15 protein-coding genes and 2 tRNA genes are annotated in these 21,646 nt (G+C 44.0%); 14 read left to right on the top strand and 3 right to left on the bottom strand.

Annotated features, from left to right (window positions below):
- The first annotated feature begins 280 nt into the window (after positions 1–280).
- From HXT39_RS04845 to ileS, 9 genes are all read left to right on the top strand, one after another.
- Positions 281–3,217, top strand: a complete 2,937-nt coding sequence (locus tag HXT39_RS04845; protein WP_102703401.1) for a cell envelope integrity protein TolA — start codon at positions 281–283, stop codon at positions 3,215–3,217.
- Positions 3,214–4,959, top strand: coding sequence for a SpaH/EbpB family LPXTG-anchored major pilin (locus tag HXT39_RS04840; protein ID WP_102703402.1), 1,746 nt, complete (start codon positions 3,214–3,216; stop codon positions 4,957–4,959). Before HXT39_RS04845 ends, HXT39_RS04840 begins: the two co-directional genes overlap by 4 nt.
- 92 nt (positions 4,960–5,051) lie before the next feature.
- Positions 5,052–6,173 (top strand): class C sortase, encoded by a 1,122-nt coding sequence (locus tag HXT39_RS04835; protein WP_103013934.1) that lies wholly within the window; start codon positions 5,052–5,054, stop codon positions 6,171–6,173.
- A gap of 88 nt (positions 6,174–6,261) precedes the next feature.
- Positions 6,262–6,335 (top strand) — tRNA-Lys (locus tag HXT39_RS04830).
- Positions 6,336–6,455: 120 nt separating this feature from the next.
- The gene (gene xseA / locus HXT39_RS04825) at positions 6,456–7,871 is read left to right on the top strand and encodes an exodeoxyribonuclease VII large subunit (RefSeq protein ID WP_103013945.1); all 1,416 of its coding nucleotides are present in this window, start codon (positions 6,456–6,458) and stop codon (positions 7,869–7,871) included.
- Between the two features lie 48 nt (positions 7,872–7,919).
- Positions 7,920–8,240 carry an exodeoxyribonuclease VII small subunit gene (locus HXT39_RS04820; protein WP_004110585.1) on the top strand — a complete coding sequence of 107 codons (321 nt, stop codon included), beginning with the start codon at positions 7,920–7,922 and terminating at the stop codon, positions 8,238–8,240.
- 171 nt (positions 8,241–8,411) lie between these two features.
- A tRNA-Arg gene (locus tag HXT39_RS04815) sits at positions 8,412–8,484 on the top strand.
- A 160-nt stretch (positions 8,485–8,644) separates the two neighbouring features.
- Positions 8,645–9,769 carry an Abi family protein gene (locus tag HXT39_RS04810; RefSeq protein WP_219705410.1) on the top strand — a complete coding sequence of 375 codons (1,125 nt, stop codon included), beginning with the start codon at positions 8,645–8,647 and terminating at the stop codon, positions 9,767–9,769.
- A 346-nt stretch (positions 9,770–10,115) separates the two neighbouring features.
- Positions 10,116–13,526, top strand: coding sequence for a mupirocin-resistant isoleucine--tRNA ligase (ileS, locus tag HXT39_RS04805; RefSeq protein WP_103013935.1), 3,411 nt, complete (start codon positions 10,116–10,118; stop codon positions 13,524–13,526).
- An 89-nt stretch (positions 13,527–13,615) separates the two neighbouring features.
- Here ileS and HXT39_RS04800 read toward each other — a convergent pair whose 3' ends face one another.
- A complete protein-coding gene (locus HXT39_RS04800; protein WP_033888599.1) occupies positions 13,616–13,819 on the bottom strand; it encodes a hypothetical protein in 204 nt (67 codons plus the stop codon).
- Positions 13,797–14,072, bottom strand: coding sequence for a BrnT family toxin (locus tag HXT39_RS04795; RefSeq protein WP_004110572.1), 276 nt, complete (start codon positions 14,070–14,072; stop codon positions 13,797–13,799). The genes HXT39_RS04800 and HXT39_RS04795 overlap by 23 nt, the downstream gene beginning before the upstream one ends.
- Before the next feature lie 341 nt (positions 14,073–14,413).
- On the opposite strand from HXT39_RS04795, the gene HXT39_RS04790 reads away from it, so the two are divergent.
- From HXT39_RS04790 to murI, 5 genes are all read left to right on the top strand, one after another.
- A complete protein-coding gene (locus tag HXT39_RS04790; RefSeq protein WP_004110570.1) occupies positions 14,414–15,343 on the top strand; it encodes an ABC transporter permease in 930 nt (309 codons plus the stop codon).
- Positions 15,340–16,536: an ABC transporter permease gene (locus tag HXT39_RS04785; RefSeq protein ID WP_103013936.1), complete on the top strand. Its 1,197-nt coding sequence runs from the start codon at positions 15,340–15,342 to the stop codon at positions 16,534–16,536. Before HXT39_RS04790 ends, HXT39_RS04785 begins: the two co-directional genes overlap by 4 nt.
- A gap of 173 nt (positions 16,537–16,709) precedes the next feature.
- Positions 16,710–18,419: an ABC transporter substrate-binding protein gene (locus HXT39_RS04780; RefSeq protein WP_102703405.1), complete on the top strand. Its 1,710-nt coding sequence runs from the start codon at positions 16,710–16,712 to the stop codon at positions 18,417–18,419.
- Between the two features lie 6 nt (positions 18,420–18,425).
- Positions 18,426–20,087 (top strand): nickel ABC transporter ATP-binding protein NikE, encoded by a 1,662-nt coding sequence (gene nikE / locus HXT39_RS04775; RefSeq protein WP_102703406.1) that lies wholly within the window; start codon positions 18,426–18,428, stop codon positions 20,085–20,087.
- 62 nt (positions 20,088–20,149) lie between these two features.
- On the top strand, positions 20,150–20,920 hold the full coding sequence (gene murI, locus HXT39_RS04770; protein WP_012913941.1) for a glutamate racemase: 771 nt from the start codon (positions 20,150–20,152) through the stop codon (positions 20,918–20,920).
- Between the two features lie 40 nt (positions 20,921–20,960).
- Here the strand turns inward: murI and HXT39_RS04765 are convergent, their stop codons facing one another.
- On the bottom strand, positions 20,961–21,611 hold the full coding sequence (locus HXT39_RS04765; protein WP_004110557.1) for a vitamin K epoxide reductase family protein: 651 nt from the start codon (positions 21,609–21,611) through the stop codon (positions 20,961–20,963).
- Between the last annotated feature and the right edge of the window lie 35 nt (positions 21,612–21,646).

Genomic DNA, 21,646 nt, shown 5'->3' with positions numbered 1-21,646 from the left:
ACCTTAATAACCTGAATAACCCATATTTTGTTGTATGCAATATATTGCGAATATTCTAATAAATCCATAAATTTTAAGGCTAAAATAACATAATTTTAGATATTTTCCATAAAATCTTTTAAATTTTAAGTAGGGGTTGAAATCTGCCTTGGGGGGGGGGGTATAGTTGCAAGCATCGTGGCTGCAATTAAGAGAGGTTTCGCAGTGTTGTTTAGTTTTTGATTTTGTAATGATGACTACACAAATTTTGAGAGTTTGGATTTAACGAAGGGGATTAGAGATGTTTCCGCAGCGTCGTCGTAACAGTCTTTCTAAGATTATGCGCGTAATTTGCGGTTTCACGTCCTGCGTGCTGACTCTAGTAACTCTCGCGATTGTGCCTATAGCTCCGTCGAGTGCTTCAACCGAAGAAACAACACCTAAGACCTCAGAGCGTGCTGAGATTAAGGGTAATCAAGAGCTTAAGAATAAAGACGAACATAAGTCTGATAAAAAAGCTGAACAGCAACCTGTTAGTAATCTTGAACAACATACTTCTGCAATGGCTAGTACAAATCCTAAAAACGAAGCTTCCAATAAAGATAAAAAGGCTGATCAAAACAGTAAAAATAAAAAAGCTAATCAAGATAAAAACGCTGCTGAATCTGCGAAAAGCGAAAATCACGAAGACAGAAGCTCTGCTGATAATAACCAAGCCAGCGCGCAATACTATAATCCTGCATATTCAATGAATTATCCAAATATATTTGCTGGTAACTTGTCTACAAGTGCGAACAATAAGTCTGGTACACCTAAAAGCAGGAAAATACGTAAAAATAAAAATGTTAAAGGCGGATATCTTCCCGCTGGCACGTGGTTCGAAATTAAGCCAGATGCAAATGATAAAGAAGACGCTTCTAAGTGGGCTAATTTTGAAGGCGAACAATGCGGTAATTCTTCCGAATGCACAACAACAAAAGCCATTCCTAATAGTAATAGTTCTTCAAAATATGGTGTTATAACTTTCCGTCCAAATAGGTGGACTGAAGCAGGTCATTACAAGGTGCACGTAGTTGTGCACTATCAGGATAACACTACTTCCGATGATGCAAATGCTGGAAATAGCAAGAATAATAAGCCTTCTCCAGTTTATGCAAACGTAGTTGTTACGCGATTTGATCCTCACGACAGTGATTTGCAACTTTCAATAATCAGCAAAGATAAAGAAGATTTGAAATATGGACAATCTGATAGCTCAGATTTAGTGTTAATGGCTGGTCAAAAGGTTGAAAAAACTACTTTTGATGCTTCTGCACATCTTGGCATAGGCAATATTAATCAGCGTGTGATTTGCTACGAAAAGGATTCTGAGGGCAAGCCTGTTGATGGAAAATACGAGTCTGGCGGAATTAACGGTCTTGAGTTAGATAAGCAAGACGTAAAAGTTTGGAATCATGCCAGTTATGATCAGCAAAAGAAGTGCTTTGATGATCCTGCTAATAGTTGCAGTGTAGATGATTTGCTTTATGACGATTACGTGTACAAAAAGTATGTTAAAACACATCCGGATTTTGAGCCTAAGAGTGTAAACGAGCGTACGGTTGGACAGTTTAAGGGAACTGTAAAGAAAACCGGTGATTTTGTGTGCAAAGTTTATACTTTAAGGAATTCTGTTAAAAATGACGGAAAGCAAGATGAAACTGTAGTAAATAAGTTTGATCAAATAGCTACAGAAAAACACAATAAGATTGATGAAATTGACTCTGCGCTAAAGCAAGATGCTTTATTTAAGTCTGGAATTACTTGGGAAGCTAAAACTTTGAACATTACTGTTCGCAGAATGTCTTACTACTATCAGCCTTATTATGGTGATGGAATTGATACGCTACCTGGTAAAACTCAAGCTTCTATTGTGCCGCTTAACCAGTGCGGAGTTGGCAAAAATTGCAGTAAGCAGTTAGCTAGAACTCGTCATCTTCCTGACGGAACTTGGTTTGAAATAAAACAATATAAAAATGATGAGAAGCACCCAGTTCTTGATTGGGCTTCATTTATTGACGCTGAAGATGATAGTGATCAAAGTAATAAGCCTAGCGATGCTGGAAGTAAAGTCGGAAAAGATAGTAAAGATGGTTCCGGCGCAGTATACGGAAAAATTACTGTAAGAATGAGCACTTGGATTAAAACAGGGTATTACTATGTGCCAGTGGTTGCGCATTATCCTGATGGCTCTTCTTCAGAAGATAAAGATTCCAGTAACGAAGGCAATCCTATCTATTTGAAAGTATCAGTCAACAATTCTCCACGTATTATTGATGATGATTTAAAGTTGCGAGTTACAACCGAAAAAGCTTCCGCTGATGGTGAGTCTGACTTGCAAAACGACGATTATGGTGATGTAGATTCAGACCAGGGCATCACAATGATGCGTGGAATGCGCTTTTTGAATCCGTATATTGATGCGTGGTCATTGCGTGACGTGGGTAATAAGATTTCTATAAAAGTTTTGTGCACTAAGGTGAGCAAAGATAGCAAAAATGGCTCTGGAAGTACTGGTGGATCAGGAGACGGTACTGGCTCTGGCAATACTAACGTTTGGTCTAGTAGTGTTGATGGCTTGACTGCTCCTACAGATAACCAAATTTATAAATGGGATCATATTAAAACTGTTGCTGAGCTTAGAGGTTGCAATGATAAACCAGCTTCGTGCGATGCAAAACGTACCCTATTTAGTCGAGACGTTGATGCTAATGATTGGGATACTTACAATCCGTTCGAGGCAGTCGAACGCACGGATTCGATTATTGGCGGCGTGCCTACAAAAACAGGCGATTATCAATGCGTTGTGTATGCGTTGAAGCAGAAGGCACTTGATGCTTATACAGCTAAGGTGAATAACGAAACTTCCGTACAAAATGGCGATACTCTTCTTGACGGCGTCGCTGGTCTCGAAAAAGGTAAGGACTGGACGAAGTCCGTGGTTCCAATTCACGTTGTTGAGCCTTTTAAACTGCCAAAGACGGGATTCGCAGGCTGGAACATGCTTCTTAGCGTTGCTACAACGATTTTCACAAGTCTTATGGTTCTTGCGTTTGCTCTCGACCAAACACAGTGGGGGCGCGCATTTATAAAAAATTTTGTATACAGAAATTCTGCTCAAAAGGTCAGTGAAATAGCTGTTCAAAAGGGCACTGAAGTATCTGCTCGCAAGGGCACTGAAATAAAGGAGAGGAAATGAATAATTTCACAAAACGATGCGTCGCCGCATTTGCCTCGCTTGCAATGGCTGGGACGCTGTGCGCGGCGGGTGCTGTGACAGTGTCCAGTGTTGCGTGGGCTAACAAGCCTGATCCACAACAGGGTAGTCAACCTCAAGGCGGTAAGACTGGTGTTGATACTCCATCACAAGCTGCAGCGCCTGGAAAAGCACCGTGGGAGCTTGGTACTGAAGCTTCAACAAAGACTGGTTCTATCACCATTTACAAGTGGAAGGATGAGGTTGGCTCTGATAAAAAGCAGTTGAAGAAAAATCCTGTAAAAGATGCCGGGTTCACTGTAAAAAAGGTGACGAAGCTTAATACAAGTGATACGGAGAATCTTGACTTAACCAAGTATACCGATTGGGTTAAGGTAGCCAATAAAATTGATGACCTTAATAAAAACAAAATTACTGTACCAACTGAAGATGTTACTAACGGTACAAAAGATACTGATGCTAGTGGTGTTGCGAAGTTTGAAAGTCTAGGAATCGGCCTGTATCAAATTACAGAAACAAAGGTTCCGAAGAATCATTCTGCTGCCGAATCCAAGCCATTCTATATGACAATCCCAAGGATTGAAAAGGATTCTGATGGCAACGTAGTCTACAACTATGCTCCATACGCGGATCCAAAGAACAAGGATTTGAGCGATAGCGTTAAGAAGACTGCAGATACTTCTAAGACTGTTGGTGCTGGCGATAAGATTTCCTACACCATTAGCGCTGAGCTTGACAAGATGAAGGAGATGGGTGCTGATGCTACGGCTCTTACTGCTACTGATTTTAACGGCTATTCTGTAGTCGATCTCGCTCCCGATAAGGCTTTTGTTTACCCTACAAAAATTGCCGATGTAGTTACAAAGGTACAACTTGGAACCGGCGATGCGCCTGCAACTAGCGATACGTCGCTTACTGCTACTACTGACTACACCGTTGCTAAAGACGCAAATCAAATTGCTGCTACAAACACTGATGTTGCTCGCGATAAGATTACTATCTCATTCACTGATTCCGGTAAGACTGCGCTTGCTAAAGCTGCAAACGACAACGCTGGCAATGTAGTAAAGGTATTTGTTACTTTAGAGTTCACTCTTGCTGGTTCGGATATTCTTGGCAGTAGCACTGTTATTAACAAGGGTGGCTTAATTCCTTCGCACGAAACTGGTACTCCAGACGTTGTTGAAGGTAAAAAGTACAAGGAAGTGAAGTTCTCAAAGTTCACTATTCAGAAGCTTTCTGCAAAGGATAAGTCTAAGGTTACTGGTGCAAAGTTTAAGCTGTTTGCAGATAAGACCAATGCGGATAATTGTTCTAAGGCTATTTCTGAAAATAAGACAGGCGAAGAGCTGACTAACGCTTGCTCTGCTGCTTCTACTAACTTCGGTGAGAAAGAAGCAAAAGGTAATGATGCTAAGACTGATGAATATTCAGTAGTTCGCGGTAAGAAGTACTACGTTGTAGAAACTATTGCTCCAGCAGGCTACATTCGTAACCCTGATGCGGTTGAAGTAGAGGTTGGAGATACGGACGCTACCAAGAACTTTGAGTTCCAGGACGTTCCAGACGATAGCAACGGCTCTTGGCTTAGCCTTCTTCCAAAGACCGGTGCTGCTGGCGTAATCATCTTCGCAGTTATCGGCATGTGCTTCGTTGGTTCCGGATTCTTTGTGTACATGCGTCGTCGCAAGAAGGAAGAGAAGCAGGCTAAGCTCCGCGCTTAGTTAATCCCTTTCTTTAAGCATTAACGAAAATGGGGAGTCGGGCGCGCGTTAATTAACGCTTTCCTGGCTCCTTTCTTATTATTGGAGGAATCATGAAGCTAGCTGATTTTGCAGAGTCTGCTCGCGCGCTATTTAAGCGGCTGACTCGTATGCGCGCTAATAAGTCCTCCAAAAGTGCGGAATCTTCCGCAAGCTCTGGAATCGCTGCATCTTCCGAAAATACTGAATCTGCGCAGTCTGCGCAGTCTACGCAGTCTGCGCAGTCTACGCAGTCTTCATCATCACAAGAGCAATCTTCCCCAAAACCAATGTCCACACTTCGCAAGCTGGCTGAGCCGATTGCGCTTGTTACTATTGGCATTTTGTGTTTCAGCTATCCTGTGGTTTCTACTTTGGTCAACAACCATGCTGCCAAAGAACTCTCAATCGAGTACGATAAATTAAATAAGGAAAAGCCTAAAGAAAATCGCGCGGAAATTTTGCGAAAAGCGCGTGAATACAACGCTCGCCACAAGGCGATTATTAGCGCGGACCCGTATAACGGCAATAACGACTACATGGACACTCCCGAATATAAAGAGTACGAAAAAGTGCTTAGTGAGCCGATGGGGATTATGGGCATTGTGAAAATACCGAAAATTGGCGTGAGGGTGCCGATTTACCATGGAACTACTCAAGATACTCTCGCGATGGGAGCGGGGCATTTGTACGGCACGGATTTGCCGGTGGGTGGCAAAAGCAGGCACACGGTTGTGACGGCGCATACGGGTATGCCGGATGCCACAATGTTCGACGATTTAAACACGCTGAAAAAAGGCGATTACTTCTATTTTGATGTGCAAGGCAAGACTCTTCGATACAAAGTGTTTCGCATAAATGTGGTAGAGCCGAACGATATTCGTTTGCTGCGGCGTGAGAAGGGGCGCGACTTGGCGACGCTGATTACGTGTACCCCGTATGGAATTAACACGCAAAGGCTGCTCGTGACGGGGTATCGCGTGCTGCCGGATCCTGCTAACGTGCCGGGCGACCATATGCAGTGGTCGTTGTGGATGACGTTGTTTGTGATATCGATGGTGATGTCTGCGGTGTTGATGGCGATGATGCTGATTGCGTCGTTGCGAAAGAAGAATGGTGTGAGTAGTGTGCAAGGCAGGCATTTGCTGGCGGTTTCGCGCAAAATCTTGCGTAAGTTGCGCAAACGACCTGCCTGAGCGCAGCAATGCGACACGCCGGCTTGCGCGCAAGCTCATTCTGAGTATAGTAGTTACTCGGTTCGCGAAACGAGCCAAGATAACCAACGCCCCTTTAGCTCAGTTGGTTAGAGCAGCTGACTCTTAATCAGCGTGTCCAGGGTTCGAATCCCTGAGGGGGCACAAGCAAAACCCAAGCTTCACCGCTTGGGTTTTTTCGTATCTAATCTCTCCGTCACGCATATGCAGCAGCGCGCGTTTGTCCTTCTTTGCAGTCAAGCTGGAAACATGACCTCGTCAAATATGATGCCGCAATTATTCCAGGATGATGCCCAGCTTGAACAGCCGCAACCGTCGCAACAACCGCTGCTAAATTTAGCACAGTCGCAGTCGCAACAAGTTCAGTCGCAGCTGCAATCACTTACGCCGCAGCAAGCTCAGCCGCGACAGCTCCCTCTAAAAGCCGCCGACACGACTGCCGAAAATCCATGGCCTGTTGCCGTTTTAAGCCAAAAGTTCCACAGTGCAGTAGAACGCTGGCCAGCCGCGTGGATTGAGGGTCAAATCGTCGAAATTAACATGCGCCGCGCTTCTTCCGGTTACATCACCCTTCGCGACAGTAATGAAGAAGTGTCGATTTCCGTAATGGGCTTCAGCAATTTCGTGCAGCAGGCGCGCGAACTTCGCCAGGGTGACCGCGTAGTCGTTCACGGCAAGGCGGATATTTGGGTAAAAGCCACGCGCTTAAGCTTCGTTGCAGACGAAATCCGCCGCGTCGGTGCCGGTGACTTAAAAGCGCAAATTGACGAGTTGCGAAAAAAGCTTAAGGGCGAGGGCTTATTTGACGCTGAAAATAAGGTTCCGCTGCCGGAATTTCCTAAGTGTGTCGGTCTCGTGTGCGCTCCTCAAGCGCGCGCGGAGGGCGATGTTATTACGAACGTGAATTTGCGCTGGCCTGTTACGCGCTTCAAAGTTATTCACGCGCACGTGCAGGGCGTGCAGTGCCCGGTGGATATTATTGCCGCAATTAAGCAGCTCGACGCGGATCCAGAAGTTGACGTTATTATCGTTGCTCGCGGCGGTGGAAGCTTTGAAGATTTGATTGGTTTTTCAGATGAGGGTGTGGTTCGCGCTACTGCTGCGTGCGTGACGCCGATTGTGTCTGCAATTGGTCACGAGGACGATTGGACGCTGATTGATTTGGCTGCAGACATGCGCGCTTCGACTCCTACGGATGCTGCAAAGCGCGTGGTTCCAGACGTACGCGAGCAGTGGCAGCTTATTGATAACGCGTTGCAAACTATGCGCATGCGAATTTCTGCGCGCGTAGACAATGAGATTCGTCTCGTTGAAGGTTATGCGAATCGCCCGAGCCTTACGCGCCCGAGCACTATGCTTGAGCCGCACGAGCGTTTGGTTGAGCAGGCTGTTGAGCGAATGCGTCACGGTTTGGTGCGACTTCTTGACGACGCGAGTTTGACTGTTGAGAAGGCTCACGCGAGCTTGACTGCGCTAAGTCCGCAATCGACTTTGAATCGCGGGTACGCTGTTGTGCAGCTCAGTGGTGGGCGAGTGCTTGACGATGCGGCTTTAGCGAAAGTTGGCGACGATATGACAGTTACGCTTAAAAGTGGCGTGGTTCTTGGCAAGGTGACTGGAACAAAGTCAGCTGTTACTAAGTCTGCTTTCATAAAGCCAAGTAAAAAGTCAAGTAAGTAATTTTTTAGATATTTTAGATATTTATTTAGATACAACGAAAGGTTAGATATGAGTGAGAAAGTAACGAAAAAAGCGGAAGAATCAGCAGAAAACACAGAATTTGCAAGCACACTTACGAAAGAAGAGCGCGCTGCGATTGAGACGATGCCGTACGAAGAGGCTCGCGAAAAGCTGGTTCAGGCGGTTCAAGCGTTGGAAGCTGGCGGTTTGACGCTCGATCAGTCCATGCGTCAGTGGGAGATTGGCGAGGCGCTGGCAAAGCGCGCGCAGGGTTTGCTTGCCACGGTTCGCGCTAAGTTGGACGCGGCACAAGCGGAACAATCGGCGACGGCAGCTACGGCTGGCACGCAATCGAATCTTGAGGATTAGCACTCGCTGATTATGCGCTCAGGCGGCATAAACTACTCGCGACTGAGTCGTTTTGGTCGGATTCTTGCGAAAAAGCGGCATAAACTACTCACCCTTGCACTGTTTCTGCCGTTTCTGCCGTTTCTGCTGCGCGCCGCAGTGACACGCCATAGTGTATAATTGCCATTTGTTGCCTCGGTAGCTCAGTGGATAGAGCACCACTCTCCTAAAGTGGGTGTCGTCAGTTCGATTCTGATCCGGGGCACTTTTATGTGTGGACGTTGTGCAGTTTATATTTGTGCAATGGTGTTGTGTGCTGTATAATTCGCCTATTTTTTGTTGACAAATATTAGTTTCTTTCGTATAATTGAGTAGTGGTGAAGCCAGGCAGTGTCTGGTTCGCGAAGAGCCAATCAAGCGATTGATTGGCTCTTCGCGCATCTAATAGCGGGGGATTGGTGGGGATGATGGTGATTTATAAACCTTTTACTACTATCAGACAACAAATAGAATTACTTAAGTCTAGAGGAGTAGTGTTTCCTGATGAGATTAAAGCTATGGAAATACTTGAAAGAGAAGGTTACTATAGCGTTGTAAATGGATATAAAAATCCATTTCTTGAGTCAAAAAATTCGAATAAATATGTTCAAGGAACAAAGTTTGAACACATTTATTATCTTTTTAAATTTGATCGTGAACTTCGCAGTGTTATCTTTGCAGCTACAACTAGAGCAGAAGCATTGTTAAGGTCATCATGTTCATATTGCTTTAGCCAAATGCACGGTAATGAAGTTAATGCTTACCTTAATGAAACTAACTATGAAGATCCAAAGGAATCAGGTGGTTTAATTAAAGCATTTAATCGAATTATAGAAAATAATAAGTCAAATAATCAAAAATTAAATATAGGAAAAGAGTACATACGACATTGTATCAATAATCACGATGGGCAAGTTCCATTATGGGTTTTATCTAATGATTTGACTTTCGGACAGATGTTCTGGTTTTACAAAGCGCAAACTAAATGCGTTAGAGGTTTGGTTGCTAAAAAATATACTGAACTTTATAATTCTTCACACTGTTCTCAAAAAGATATTACGTCAATAAAAATTGATTCTATTTATAGAAGAATTAAAGAGTTCAGAAATATTTGTGCGCATGATGAACGTTTGTATTGTGCTAGACCGCATAGTGATAATGCAACAGTCTTTCAGCTTATTAAAGATTTCGACATATTATTAGAAACTAGCTATTATCTAGAGTTTTTAGAGAAGATTGAAAAATTACTTGTTGCGCTTTGCGATAAAGTTCCAAATTGCTCTAAAAATGTTATTGAATGCATTGGAATGTCTAGTATTGATGAATTTTATGATTGGAAAAATAAAATTAAAGAAAATATTATCTTGAATAGTAACTTGTCTGTTCCAAACGAGGCAACGCTTAAGGCTATGAATCACGCTAATCAAATTATGAATGGCAAAATTTCTGACGATGGCATTGCTTTTAGCAATGCTAATGAAGCTAAGGCATTTTTGGATAATATGTCATGAAAATGTCATGAAAATTATTCGCGAGTCGCGAAATTATTCCTAATGTTAGGGGATAGTGTTAGATTATTTCTAACTTAAGCGATGATCCGTTATCGGCGGGGAGTTTTCGGAAGAACGGCGAGGATTCGTAAGGTTTTCGCTTATTAGAACCGACGGGGTTGGCCCGCACAGCCAAACACGAGAGGCTATGGGAATAGTTCGATTGCGTTGCATATTTGTGTTACGCACTTGCGTTATGCATTGCGATACACGTTACGTAATCATCTTATAGCAAGCGAGGTGGTACCGCGGCAGTAACTGTCGTCCTCGCAGGGAAATATTCACCCTGTTGAGCGAGGAGAGCACAGTGAGCGAATCCACTAATCCAGCAGCAAACGCGTCCGAAAATACGTCCGCAAATCACGTATACCCAAAGGTAAGTGTTTCAGCATCAACGCAAGAAAACTCCGGCGCGCAAGTTGCACCAAATCCTTCCTTCCCAAAGCTTGAAGAATCAGTTCTCCAATACTGGGATGCAAACAACACTTTCCGCAAGTCAATCGAATACCGTCCGTCCGGCAAGGGTAGTCAAAACGAGTTCGTGTTCTTCGACGGACCTCCATTCGCAAACGGTCTTCCTCACTACGGCCACCTGCTCACAGGCTACGCAAAAGACGTCGTTCCGCGCTATCAGACTATGCGCGGTCGCAAAGTAAACCGCGTTTTTGGTTGGGATACTCACGGTCTTCCTGCAGAGTTGGAAGCGCAGAAGGAACTCGGCATCGAGTCGGTTGAGCAAATCGAAAAAATGGGCATCGCAAAGTTTAACGATGCTTGCCGTGCCAGCGTTTTGAAGTACACAAACGAGTGGCAAAACTACGTGCATCGTCAGGCTCGCTGGGTTGATTTCGAGCGCGGTTACAAAACGCTGAACATTCCATACATGGAATCCGTAATGTGGGCTTTTAAGCAGCTTTATGATAAGGGCTTGGCTTACAAGGGTTACCGCGTGCTTCCGTACTGCCCGAAGGACCAAACTCCACTTTCAGCCCACGAGCTTCGCATGGACGCGGATGTGTACCAGAATCGTCAGGATACTACCGTTTCCGTTGCCGTTAAGCTTCGCGACGAAGCCGACGCTTACGCAGTATTCTGGACCACTACTCCTTGGACTGTGCCAACCAATTTCGCAATCGTAGTTGGCGCAGACATCGACTACGTGGAAGTTCGCCCAACTGAAGGCAAGTTCGCAGGTAAAAAGTTCTACATCGGTAAGCCTTTGCTTGGCTCCTACACTAAGGAACTTGGCGAAAATTACGAAGTTGTGCGCGAACTTAAGGGCGCTGAGATGGCTGGTTGGCGCTACTACCCAGTGTTCCCATACTTTGCAAGCGATTCTGCGCTCGCAGAGGGTGGCACTCCTGGTCCTAACGCTTTTACGATTTTCACTGCAGATTATGTTGACACCGCTGAAGGTACTGGTCTCGTTCACCAGGCTCCTTACGGCGAGGACGATATGAACACGCTTAATGCGCACGAAATTCGCAGCGTTGACGTGCTCGACGCAGGTTGCAAGTTTACAAGCGACTGTCCAGATTACGAAGGCTTGTACGTTTTCGACGCGAACTTGCCAATTTTGCGTAACTTGCGTGCAGGAGACGGTCCGCTTGCTCAAATGCCGGAAGATCAGCGCGCGTTGTTATTCCAAGAAAAAAGCTATGTACACAGCTATCCTCATTGCTGGCGTTGTGCAACTCCGCTTATTTATAAGCCTGTTTCTAGCTGGTTTGTGTCTGTTACGAAGATTAAGAAGCGCTTGCTTGAGCTTAATCAGGAGATTAATTGGATTCCTGGAAACGTTAAGGACGGTCAGTTTGGTAAGTGGCTTTCTAACGCGCGCGACTGGTCGATTAGCCGTAACCGCTTCTGGGGTTCGCCAATTCCAGTGTGGGTGAGTGACGATCCAAAGTATCCTCGCGTAGACGTGTACGGTTCTTTGGAAGAGCTTAAGGCTGATTTTGGCGACTATCCGCGCGATGACGACGGCAATGTGAATATGCACCGCCCGTATATTGATCGCCTTACTCGTCCAAATCCAGACGATCCTACTGGAAAGTCGCAAATGCATCGTATTACGGATGTTCTCGACTGTTGGTTTGAGTCTGGTTCCATGCCTTTCGCGCAGTTCCATTATCCGTTTGAAAATAAGGAATTCTTCGAAGAGCACTTCCCATGCGACTACATCGTTGAATATATTGGTCAGACTCGTGGCTGGTTCTACACGCTTCACATTATGGCTACGGCTCTATTCGACCGCCCAGCTTATAAGAACGTGATTTGCCACGGCATCGTGCTTGGTTCCGACGGCCAGAAGATGAGTAAGCATTTGCGCAATTACCCGGATGTGAACGGCGTTTTCAACGAGTACGGTTCGGACGCAATGCGCTGGTTCCTCATGTCTTCGCCAATTTTGCGCGGTGGCAATTTGATTGTGACTGCAGACGGCATTAGGGATACGGTTCGTCAGGTTATGCTTCCAGTTTGGAGCTCGTACTACTTCTTCACTTTGTATGCGAATGCTGCAAACGGTGGTAAGGGTTATGACGCTCGTCGCCTTCGCGCGGATGAGGTTGCAGGACTTTGCAACATGGATCGTTATTTGCTTGCTCGCACGCGTTTGCTTGTTGAGCGCGTAGAAAAGTGCTTGAACGCGTTTGCGATTAGCGATGCTTGCGCAGCAGTTGGCGATTTTATTGACGTGCTTACGAATTGGTATATTCGCGGCAGTCGTGACCGCTTCTGGAATGAAGACGAGACTGCTTTCAACACGCTTTACACTGTGTTGGAAGTGTTCATGCGCACGATTGCTCCTCTTGCTCCTATGGAAGCTGAGGCTGTTTGGCGCGGTCTTACCGGTGGCGAATCCGTGCATTTGGCTGATTGGCCTTATTTGGTGGAGCCTGAAACTCTTTCAGACGGTGAGAAGAACCCTAAGGCTGGAACAGTCACTGAGCTTGGTGCTGTTCTTGCTCATGACGATGCTTTGGTTGCTGCTATGGATAAGGTTCGCGAGGTTGTGTCTTCTGCGCTTTCGTTGCGTAAGGCGGAACAGTTGCGCGTACGCCAGCCATTGGCAAACTTGACGGTTGTTGCAGAAAATACTGCTGCTGTTGAGCCTTACGAGCAGGTTCTTGAGCGCGAGCTTAACGTGAAGAATGTTACATTCTGCACTTTGGAAGACGCAAGCAACCACGGTTTGAAGATTGTTCACGAGCTTAAGGTGAATGCGCGCGCGGCTGGTCCTCGTTTGGGTAAGCAGGTGCAGTTTGCTATTAAGTCTTCTAAGAGTGGCGATTGGCATGTTGATGAGTCTGGAGCTCCTGTTGTTCAGACTCCAAACGGCGAAGTTGCGCTTGTTGAGGGCGAGTATGAGCTTGTAAATCGCGTTGAGTCTTCGGATGCTCAAGCGGCTGCGAATACTGCTTCTGCTGCAATGCCAACTGGCGGTTTCGTTATGCTCGACACTGCTTTGACTAGCGATTTGCTTGCTGAAGGTTACGCTCGCGACGCTATTCGCGCTGTTCAGGATGCCCGTAAGGAGAACGGTTTGGATATTAGTGACCGAATCGCTTTGACTTTGAGCGTGCCAGCTTCGGACGTTGTTAAAGTTGAGCAGTTCCGCGATTTGATTGCGGAGGAGACTTTGGCTACGAGCTTTGAGGTTGTTGAGGCTGATTCTAGCGCAACTGAGCTTAGCGTAACTCTTAAGCGTGCGTAAAACACAACTAACAGCTAATTAACTAAACAAAGCGTGCCGGTGTATTTCAATACGTCGGCACGTTTTGTTTTACTTCTAGTTTTATTTGACTACCGTGTTGTAGCTACTCTAAAGAATTTCATTATTCTCAATATCCATCCAGGCATAATAAAAGTGACGTGCTTTTGTTCGTTCGAGTGGTTCTCTATAATTGGATGCTCCAAATCAAAGTACTCAAGTACGTCTTCGCCGTTATCGAATTTTCTATCAATTTCTTTTCCGCTTATCTCTTTACTTTTTGTGGTGTTTTTCATAATATTGTTCCTCCTTCTTTCGTGATCTTCTTACAGAAATAATACGAATTCGATTATTTCTTTTTGTTATTACTGCAGTCCAATGTTTGCTGTCTATCTTTCCAAAAACTAAGTAGCGAGAGTCATCATTGCCTGAATTTTTGGATTTGATTTCAGTTATTTCATTATTCCAAAGTATTTGAGCTTTTTTGAAACTGATACCATGTTTAGCTAAATTTTTTAAGCTCTTTGCAGGATCGTACTCAAAATTCATACTCACCTTCTATCGTCTATTTTAACGTAAAATAGCATCAATTGAAACTATTTTTAATGATTGTTGTTTTGTATTAAGTATCGTAAATGCTTTAAGTCGGCTTTCCTAGATTTTTTTACGCATTGTGGTTAAAGGCTATTTATAGAAGCAAGCGCTACCGCATTGAGCTTGCTTGAAGCGCACAATGCAGCTTCAAGCAAGAGCAATGTGACACCCCGTTTTCTATGGGTTCCTATAGTGTCGATAAGACAACAATACAAATTTTTACTCGATTTGTGTTTTGCGTTAATTTATATTGCATGATATTCAAAAAGAAAGTGCAGGTGACGAAATGAGTAAAGATGAGAAGGGTCGGTGTATTTCGTTCACGCTATAAGCGTGATTCATCTAGTGTCACCGTTCCTACTGGAAATAATTCTGGCATTATTATCGGAAGTATAATTATTGCAATTTTTGTGATTTTGGCAATTTTTGCCGATGCTTTTACTGCAATCACTGGCAATAATCCTTATGATGAGCATCCAGAATATTTAGATTTTAATTCTGTTCCAACAGGTTTTGGTGGCATTAATTTCCAGCATTGGTTTGGTCTTACGCCACTTCGTGGTCTTGATATTTTTGCAATTGTGGCTCATGGCGCGCGCGTATCTCTTGGAATTGGCGTCGCTTCTACCATAATATCGCTATTTCTTGGCATCGTAATCGGCATGATTGCAGGGTATTTCAGTGGTTTTGCAGATGCTTTGCTTTCGCGCACAATGGACGTGTTCTTCGGTTTCCCGTTCCTGATTTTTGCGATTGCTTTGTCTGCTGTTGTGCCGCAAGATTTTCCGCGTCCGCTTCTACTAATACTTGTTTTAGGATTTTTTGGTTGGCCAAGTATTGCGCGTTTAGTTCGCGCTCAAACTCTTACGCTTAAATCTCGCAATTTTGCAGTTGCATCTCGCGTAATGGGAGCCGGTACGTGGCATGTTCTTCGTGAACAAATAATGCCAAATATGATGCCGTTGTTGCTTGTGAATGTAACGTTCCTTATTCCTGGACGAATTGGAGCTGAAGCTGCGTTGTCTTTCCTTGGCGTTGGTATGAATCCACCTTCGCCTTCGTGGGGTCGCGCTATTGCGGAAGCTGTGCAGTGGGTTTTAGTTGACCCATGGTATTTACTTTTCCCTGGAACTGCACTGTTCTTGCTAACTTTCGGTTTTAATCTTGTTGGTGACGGTTTGGCCAGTGCTCTTCAGCCTCGCGCTAAAAAGGCGGCGACGGCATGAGATATAAGGAAAATATTAGTAATAGCGATACAAAAAATAGTAATAGCAGTACGAAAAATATCACCAATAAGCAGAATGTAAATAATACGCAGAAGAAAAATATGCAACAAAATATTAGTAATAACAGCAATAATGAATCCGCAAAAAACCCGCGAATTATTAGCAAAACCGTAGATTTTCTTACGTTTTTAATAAAGCGTTCAGCAAGCGCGGTACTTGTTTTAACACTGATTGCAGTTGTATTATTCCTTATTTTCTTTATGCTCCCAGCGAATCCTGCGCAACTAGCTTGCGGAAAGCCGTGCACTCCTGAGCGTTTGGCTCGAGTTTCCGCATTTATGGGCACGGACGCGCCGTGGTATGAGCAGCTTGGAAACTATATTCGTGGGATATTTTTTGGACGAGAATTTGGAACTAATTCTGCATCCTCAGGAATTTCAGCCGCTGGTGCCGCAATTATCTGCTCGTCTCCATGCTTAGGCTGGTCCTTCACGCTTAACGAACCAGTCACAGATCTTATTATGAGCCGTTTTGCTGTGACAGCTTCTTTGGCGATTGGCGCTGCATTACTTTGGGTAATTATTGGTGTAGTAACCGGAGTGATTTCTGCTTCTAAAGAAGGATCGCTTTTTGATCGTGCATTTAGAGCGCTTTCTTCAGTGGGGATTTCGTCTCCTGCTTACCTGATTGGTATGCTTGCAATACTTGCTTTTGCAGTATATCTGCCAATTTTCCCTACAGGCGGTTATGTGAATTTTTCGGATGATCCTTTAGGTTGGCTGCAGCATTTGCTACTTCCGTGGATTGTTTTGGCGCTTCTTAACGCTGCTTATTATACGCGACTTACTCGTGCTCATATGCTTGACGAGTTGCAACAGGATTATATGCGCACTGCCTTGGCTAAGGGTATGCCGCGAACGAAAGTTATAACTCGTCACGCTCTGCCTAACGTAATGCTTCCTGTGCTAACAATGTTTGGCTTGGATCTAGGCGGTTTGCTTGGCGGTGCTGTGATTACTGAGAGAGTTTTCTCTATGCAAGGTTTGGGTTCGCTACTTCTTGATTCTGTTAAAAATCTTGATTTGCAAGTGCTGGTTGGTGTGACGCTTTTTGCGGCTGCGTTTGTGATTGTTGCGAATCTTATTGTTGACATCTGTTATCGTTTCATCGATCCTCGTGCCGCAGTCTGTTAGTGCCTTTCGAGTGAAATTGTTAGTGGGCGAGGACTAAGCGCTTGCGTTTGCTTGATGCTGCTCGTGTCAGCTCGCTCACTTTTTCTCAAGTTCAAAAATGTTAAATAGCTTATGCGCGAGTTTTAAAGAATTAAATTTTAAATAGAAAAGATTAAAGAAATAAGGGGATTATTATGTTCATTTTCAAAAATAATACGGCTTCAAAGAAAATTCTTGCTTCAACAGCAGCTTTTTCACTACTTACAATTTCACTACTTTCGCTTTCAGCTTGCACAAATTACAACTCTGGGAAAACCAGTATTACGAACACTTCCGTGCTAAATTCTAATCCTAAAAAAGGCGGAACTTTTACAATATTTACGTCAAATACGAATATGAATTTCGATCCAGCGCGCAGTCAGGGTTTGCCAATTACGTCAAATAATTTCATCTTCCGCGCGCTTACTACTTGGAAAGTAAATCCGGATTTAAGCAAGCAAACGCGCGTAGTTCCAGATTTGGCAACGGATACTGGCACAACAAGTGACGGCGGAAAAACTTGGAAATACACTCTTAAAAAGGGTGTTAAGTATGAAGATGGAACCGAAATCACTTCGCACGATATTAAATTTGGTATTGAGCGCTCGTTTGCAGATTCGTTAAGCGGTGGTTTTGGATATCACAAAACTCTTCTTGTTGGAGCTGAAAACTATAGAGGACCATTCGACGGAAAGTCGCTTGATTCGATTGAAACTCCAGATAATCAAACGATTATTTTCCATTTGAAAGCACCTTTTGCAGATTGGCCGTGGGTGACATCTTTGGCTGCATTTGTGCCAGTTCCAACTAGTTCAGGCGATGCTCAGACATATAGTAAAAGGCCGAAATCTTCAGGACCATACAGGATTGTGCAGAACGAAGTTGGAAAGCAAGTTGTAATGCAACGCAATAAGTATTGGGATTCCAAGCTTGACAGTACTCGCACAGCTTCTGCAGATGAAATTGTGTGGAAACTTGGTTCAGACACTACTGTTTCAGCTCAGTCTATGATTCAAGGAAATACGGATACAAAAGCCGCATTTTTGGCTGATTTTGTGCCGCCTGCTCAGCTTGCACAAGCTCAAGCGCATCCTCAATCTCGCAAGTTGCTAACTACTAGTAGTGATGGTGCTCTTGAATATTTGGCTATGAATACGCGCAGAATAACGGATATCAATGTTCGAAAAGCGATTCAGTATGCTGTTGATAAGCAGTCGTATCGAACTGCGAAGGGCGGCGAAATTGCTGGAGGTTTTGCTACTACGCTTATTACGCCTGGTATTTCTGGTCGAAAGCAGTTTAATTTGTATTCTGAAGATCCTCGAGGGAACGTTGAGAAAGCTAAACAACTGTTGAAAAAATCAGGTAAAACCGATATTAAGTTGATTCTGATTGCTCGTCCGGATCAAACGCAAGTGGCATCTTCTGTGCAATCAAGTTTAAAGCGAGCTGGTATTAAAGTGACGATTAAAACTGTTGACGCAGTAAACTTTACGGATGCAATTACGTCAAATTCCGGAGATTACGATTTGGCTTTGGCTTCGTGGCAGCCTGATTTTCCTTCTGCTTTTGCGAATTTGGGACCGCTTTTTGATTCTTCGCAAATTGGCGGCGGTAACTGGAATATTTCTCGTTATTCGAATCCTAAAGTAGATGCTTTAATTCGCGAAGCTGTGCAAACTGTTGACGAGAATTCGGCTCATAAACTGTGGCAAAAGGCGGATCACGCTATTATGGAAGATTCTCCTGTTGTTCCGCTTATTTACTCGCATAATACGTTTATTCATGGAAGCGGTGTTGAGAATTTCTACATCGGAAGTTTTCCTGCTTACCCTAATTATGCAGCTGTGTCTTTGAATAGGTGATTGAAGATGACGAATTTGGATGCGCAAGCTTTGGATAATAAAGATTTGGATGCGCGTAAAAGAATTGTTATAAGTGTTGAAGATTTGTCGGTTTCGATTGACGGTAGGCAAATTACACGCAATGTTTCTATGCGATTGCGTGCTGGAATGGTTTCTGCGTTAGTAGGCGAGTCCGGTTCTGGAAAGTCACTTACTGCGCTGGCTCTTATGGGATTGCTCGATAATAATGCGCGTGTTGAAGGGAATGCGGCACTTCTTAACGCTTCGGATGCTAACGAATCTTTTATAAATTTGCTTAGCGAAGATGCCTCTTATGAGCATATTCGCGGTGGTATGATTGGCATGATTTTTCAGGAGCCGTCCAGTGCGTTTAATCCTGTGAAAACAATTGGCAAGCAAATAGAAGAAGCGCTAATATATCATCCTGAAAAAGCAGGAAAGCTTAGCCAAAGAGAGCGTAAGAAGCGTGTGATTTCGCAGCTTCTCGAGGTTGAGTTGAGTGATGCTGAGCGCGTGTATCGTTCTTATCCGCATGAGCTTTCTGGCGGCCAACTCCAGCGTGCGATGATTGCTATGGCTTTAATAAATCGTCCACAAGTTTTGATTGCAGACGAGCCTACAACAGCACTCGACATCACCACGCAACGAGATATTTTACGTCTTATACGTAATTTGTCGGAGAAATTACAGCTTGCTGTATTAATTATTACGCACGATATGAGTGTTGTGCGCGCGCTCGCAGATGAAATGTATGTAATGCAAGGCGGGAATATTGTGGAATCTGGCGAAGTTCAGCATATTTTTGCGAATCCTAAGCACGAATATACGCGCACTTTGCTAGATTCTGTTCCTAAATTTGATATGCAATATGCTTCAAGTGGTGATTCTTATGAAAGTATAGAAGAAGTAGCAAAAGCAATTGCTAAGAATATTGCTAAGAATATTTCTGAATCTCCAGGATCTGAATCTCCAGTAGTTGAAGTTCAAGGCGTAAGTGTGAAGTATTCGCATGCTCGTTTTAGCAAAAATTCAAATAAGCTTGCTCTCGCTAATGCAAACTTGCGCATTAACTCTGGCTCTACACTAGCTTTAGTCGGGGAGTCTGGAGCTGGGAAAACCACTATTGCAAAGCTTATTTCTGGGCAAATCAAACCAAATTCAGGATTAGTGCTACTTAATGGAGAAAACTTAAACAGATTAAACAATAAAGCTCGCCGCCAAGCATTATCGCGAATTGGATACGTTTTTCAAGATTCAGGTTCCGCACTAAATCCGCGTAAAACCATTGGCTGGAGTATTGCAGAACCATTACTTTTACACACGAATCTTGATGCCAATGAGCGTTTAGAGCGCGTTGAAGAAATGCTTAATCAAGTACAACTGCCAGTTGAATTCGCAAGCCGTTTTCCTCACGAGCTTTCCGGAGGTCAAAGACAGCGCGTAGGTATTGCGCGAGCGTTGATTTTGCAGCCTTCTCTGCTTATTGTGGATGAGCCAACTTCTGCGCTTGACGTAACAGTGCAACGTTGTGTACTTAACTTATTGCATGATTTGCAACAAAAATACCGTTACGCATGCTTGTTTATTACTCATGATGTTGGCGTTGTGCAAGAAGTTGCTAGCGAAGTTGCCATAATTAGAAATGGCAGCGTTCAATATATTTCGTAGTATGTTTTCCTAGTATGTTGACACTCGCCATTACGATAGTAAGCGTTTTTAGGAGGTAGTTTATGGCATCGTCGGCAGCAATTGGCGTTTTTGATTCTGGGCTTGGAGGCATTTCCGTGGCTCGTCAGTTGCATGCTGCTCTGCCGCATGAGCGAATTATTTATTTCGGCGACTCTGCAAACGCGCCATACGGCATTAAAACGCCTGAAGAAGTTAAAAAGTTAAGCTTTGCAATCGTCGAGCATTTTGTTCGTTTAAATGTAAAAGCTGTTGTAATTGCTTGTAATACTGCCACTTCCGCAGCTGTGAACGATTTGCGCGCGCATTACAATATACCTATCATAGGTATGGAGCCGGCGCTTAAATTAGCTTGTGATTTAGGTAAAGGTGAGCCTCAGCGCGTAATCGTAGCTGCAACTCCGCTTACTCTTCGCGAGCGCAAGTTTGCGGATTTGCTGCAACGTTTTTCGCAAAATAACACGATTTTTTCGCAGCCTTGTCCTGATTTAGTGCGTATTGTTGAGCGTGGGGAGCTTAATAATCGTGATGTAGTTTTTGCTGCTCTTCACAAGTATTTCGACGAGTATGATTTAGACAGTATCGATTCGGTTGTGCTGGGCTGCACTCATTTTGTGTTTTATAGGGATTATTTCCGCGAGTTTTTGCCTGCGCGCACGAATATTGTTGACGGCAACGAAGGAACTATTAATCATTTGCGCAAAATATTGGAACTTAATAATGAGCTTGCAAGCGATTCTCAAGAAGGCAGCATAACTCTTACTAATTCGGATACAAGCTTGCGCATGCAGCAACTTGCGAAGAGCTTGTGCTGAAAGACTTGCGTTAAGATTTTGCGTTAAAAATCGCTCTTATTCAGCCAAAAAATACTTTAGAATATTGGCACAAAATCAAAGTAAGCAATGCCGCAACCCAAAGCACATCTATTAGCAAGTCGTATCGCAAACGGTAATAGCTTTCAACCAAGCTAAAACGCTTAACAAGCAACTTTTGCGAACTTACGCTTGCGTGAGTCAAAGATATAAATTGCATTGTTGTGGAGAACATAAGCACAATGCACCACGGGCACAACGCGTGAATTACGAACATAGATTGCGAAAACAGCCAGTAAGCATAGACAAGAGCGCATAACCCACCAAGCCAAGTGCAGATTGCGAACCATCGCGGCACGCGTACGCGAATCATTCCAATAACTGCGAGCGTTACGAATACGCTTTCTGCAGCAATTCCAAAGAATGCGTTTGGGAAGCTTAATTCGCCAAATTTCACAATTTCTGCCTGCCAAGTTTGTGCAACTCTAGAGCAGGACACAACGCTGTTAAAATCGCAGCTGAGCAGTTTTTTAGGTGCGCGCGCTAAAGCAAGGGTTTCAGCAGAAAGTATAAGCGAAGTTACGAGTGCTACTGCAGAGAAAAATAGCATAATGCCATACGTCCATGCTGCAGAGTGCCTCCATCCGCTAAGTGTTGTTTCATAGTTTTCTTTAGCGGCGTCAGTTTGCTTCATTGCTGCTCCTAAAAGTTACTAATTGCGAATGATGT

This window comes from Gardnerella sp. DNF01159 (assembly GCF_049244215.1).
Lineage (GTDB): Bacteria > Actinomycetota > Actinomycetes > Actinomycetales > Bifidobacteriaceae > Bifidobacterium > Bifidobacterium swidsinskii.
This window is presented reverse-complemented; position numbering and strand designations above follow the sequence as displayed.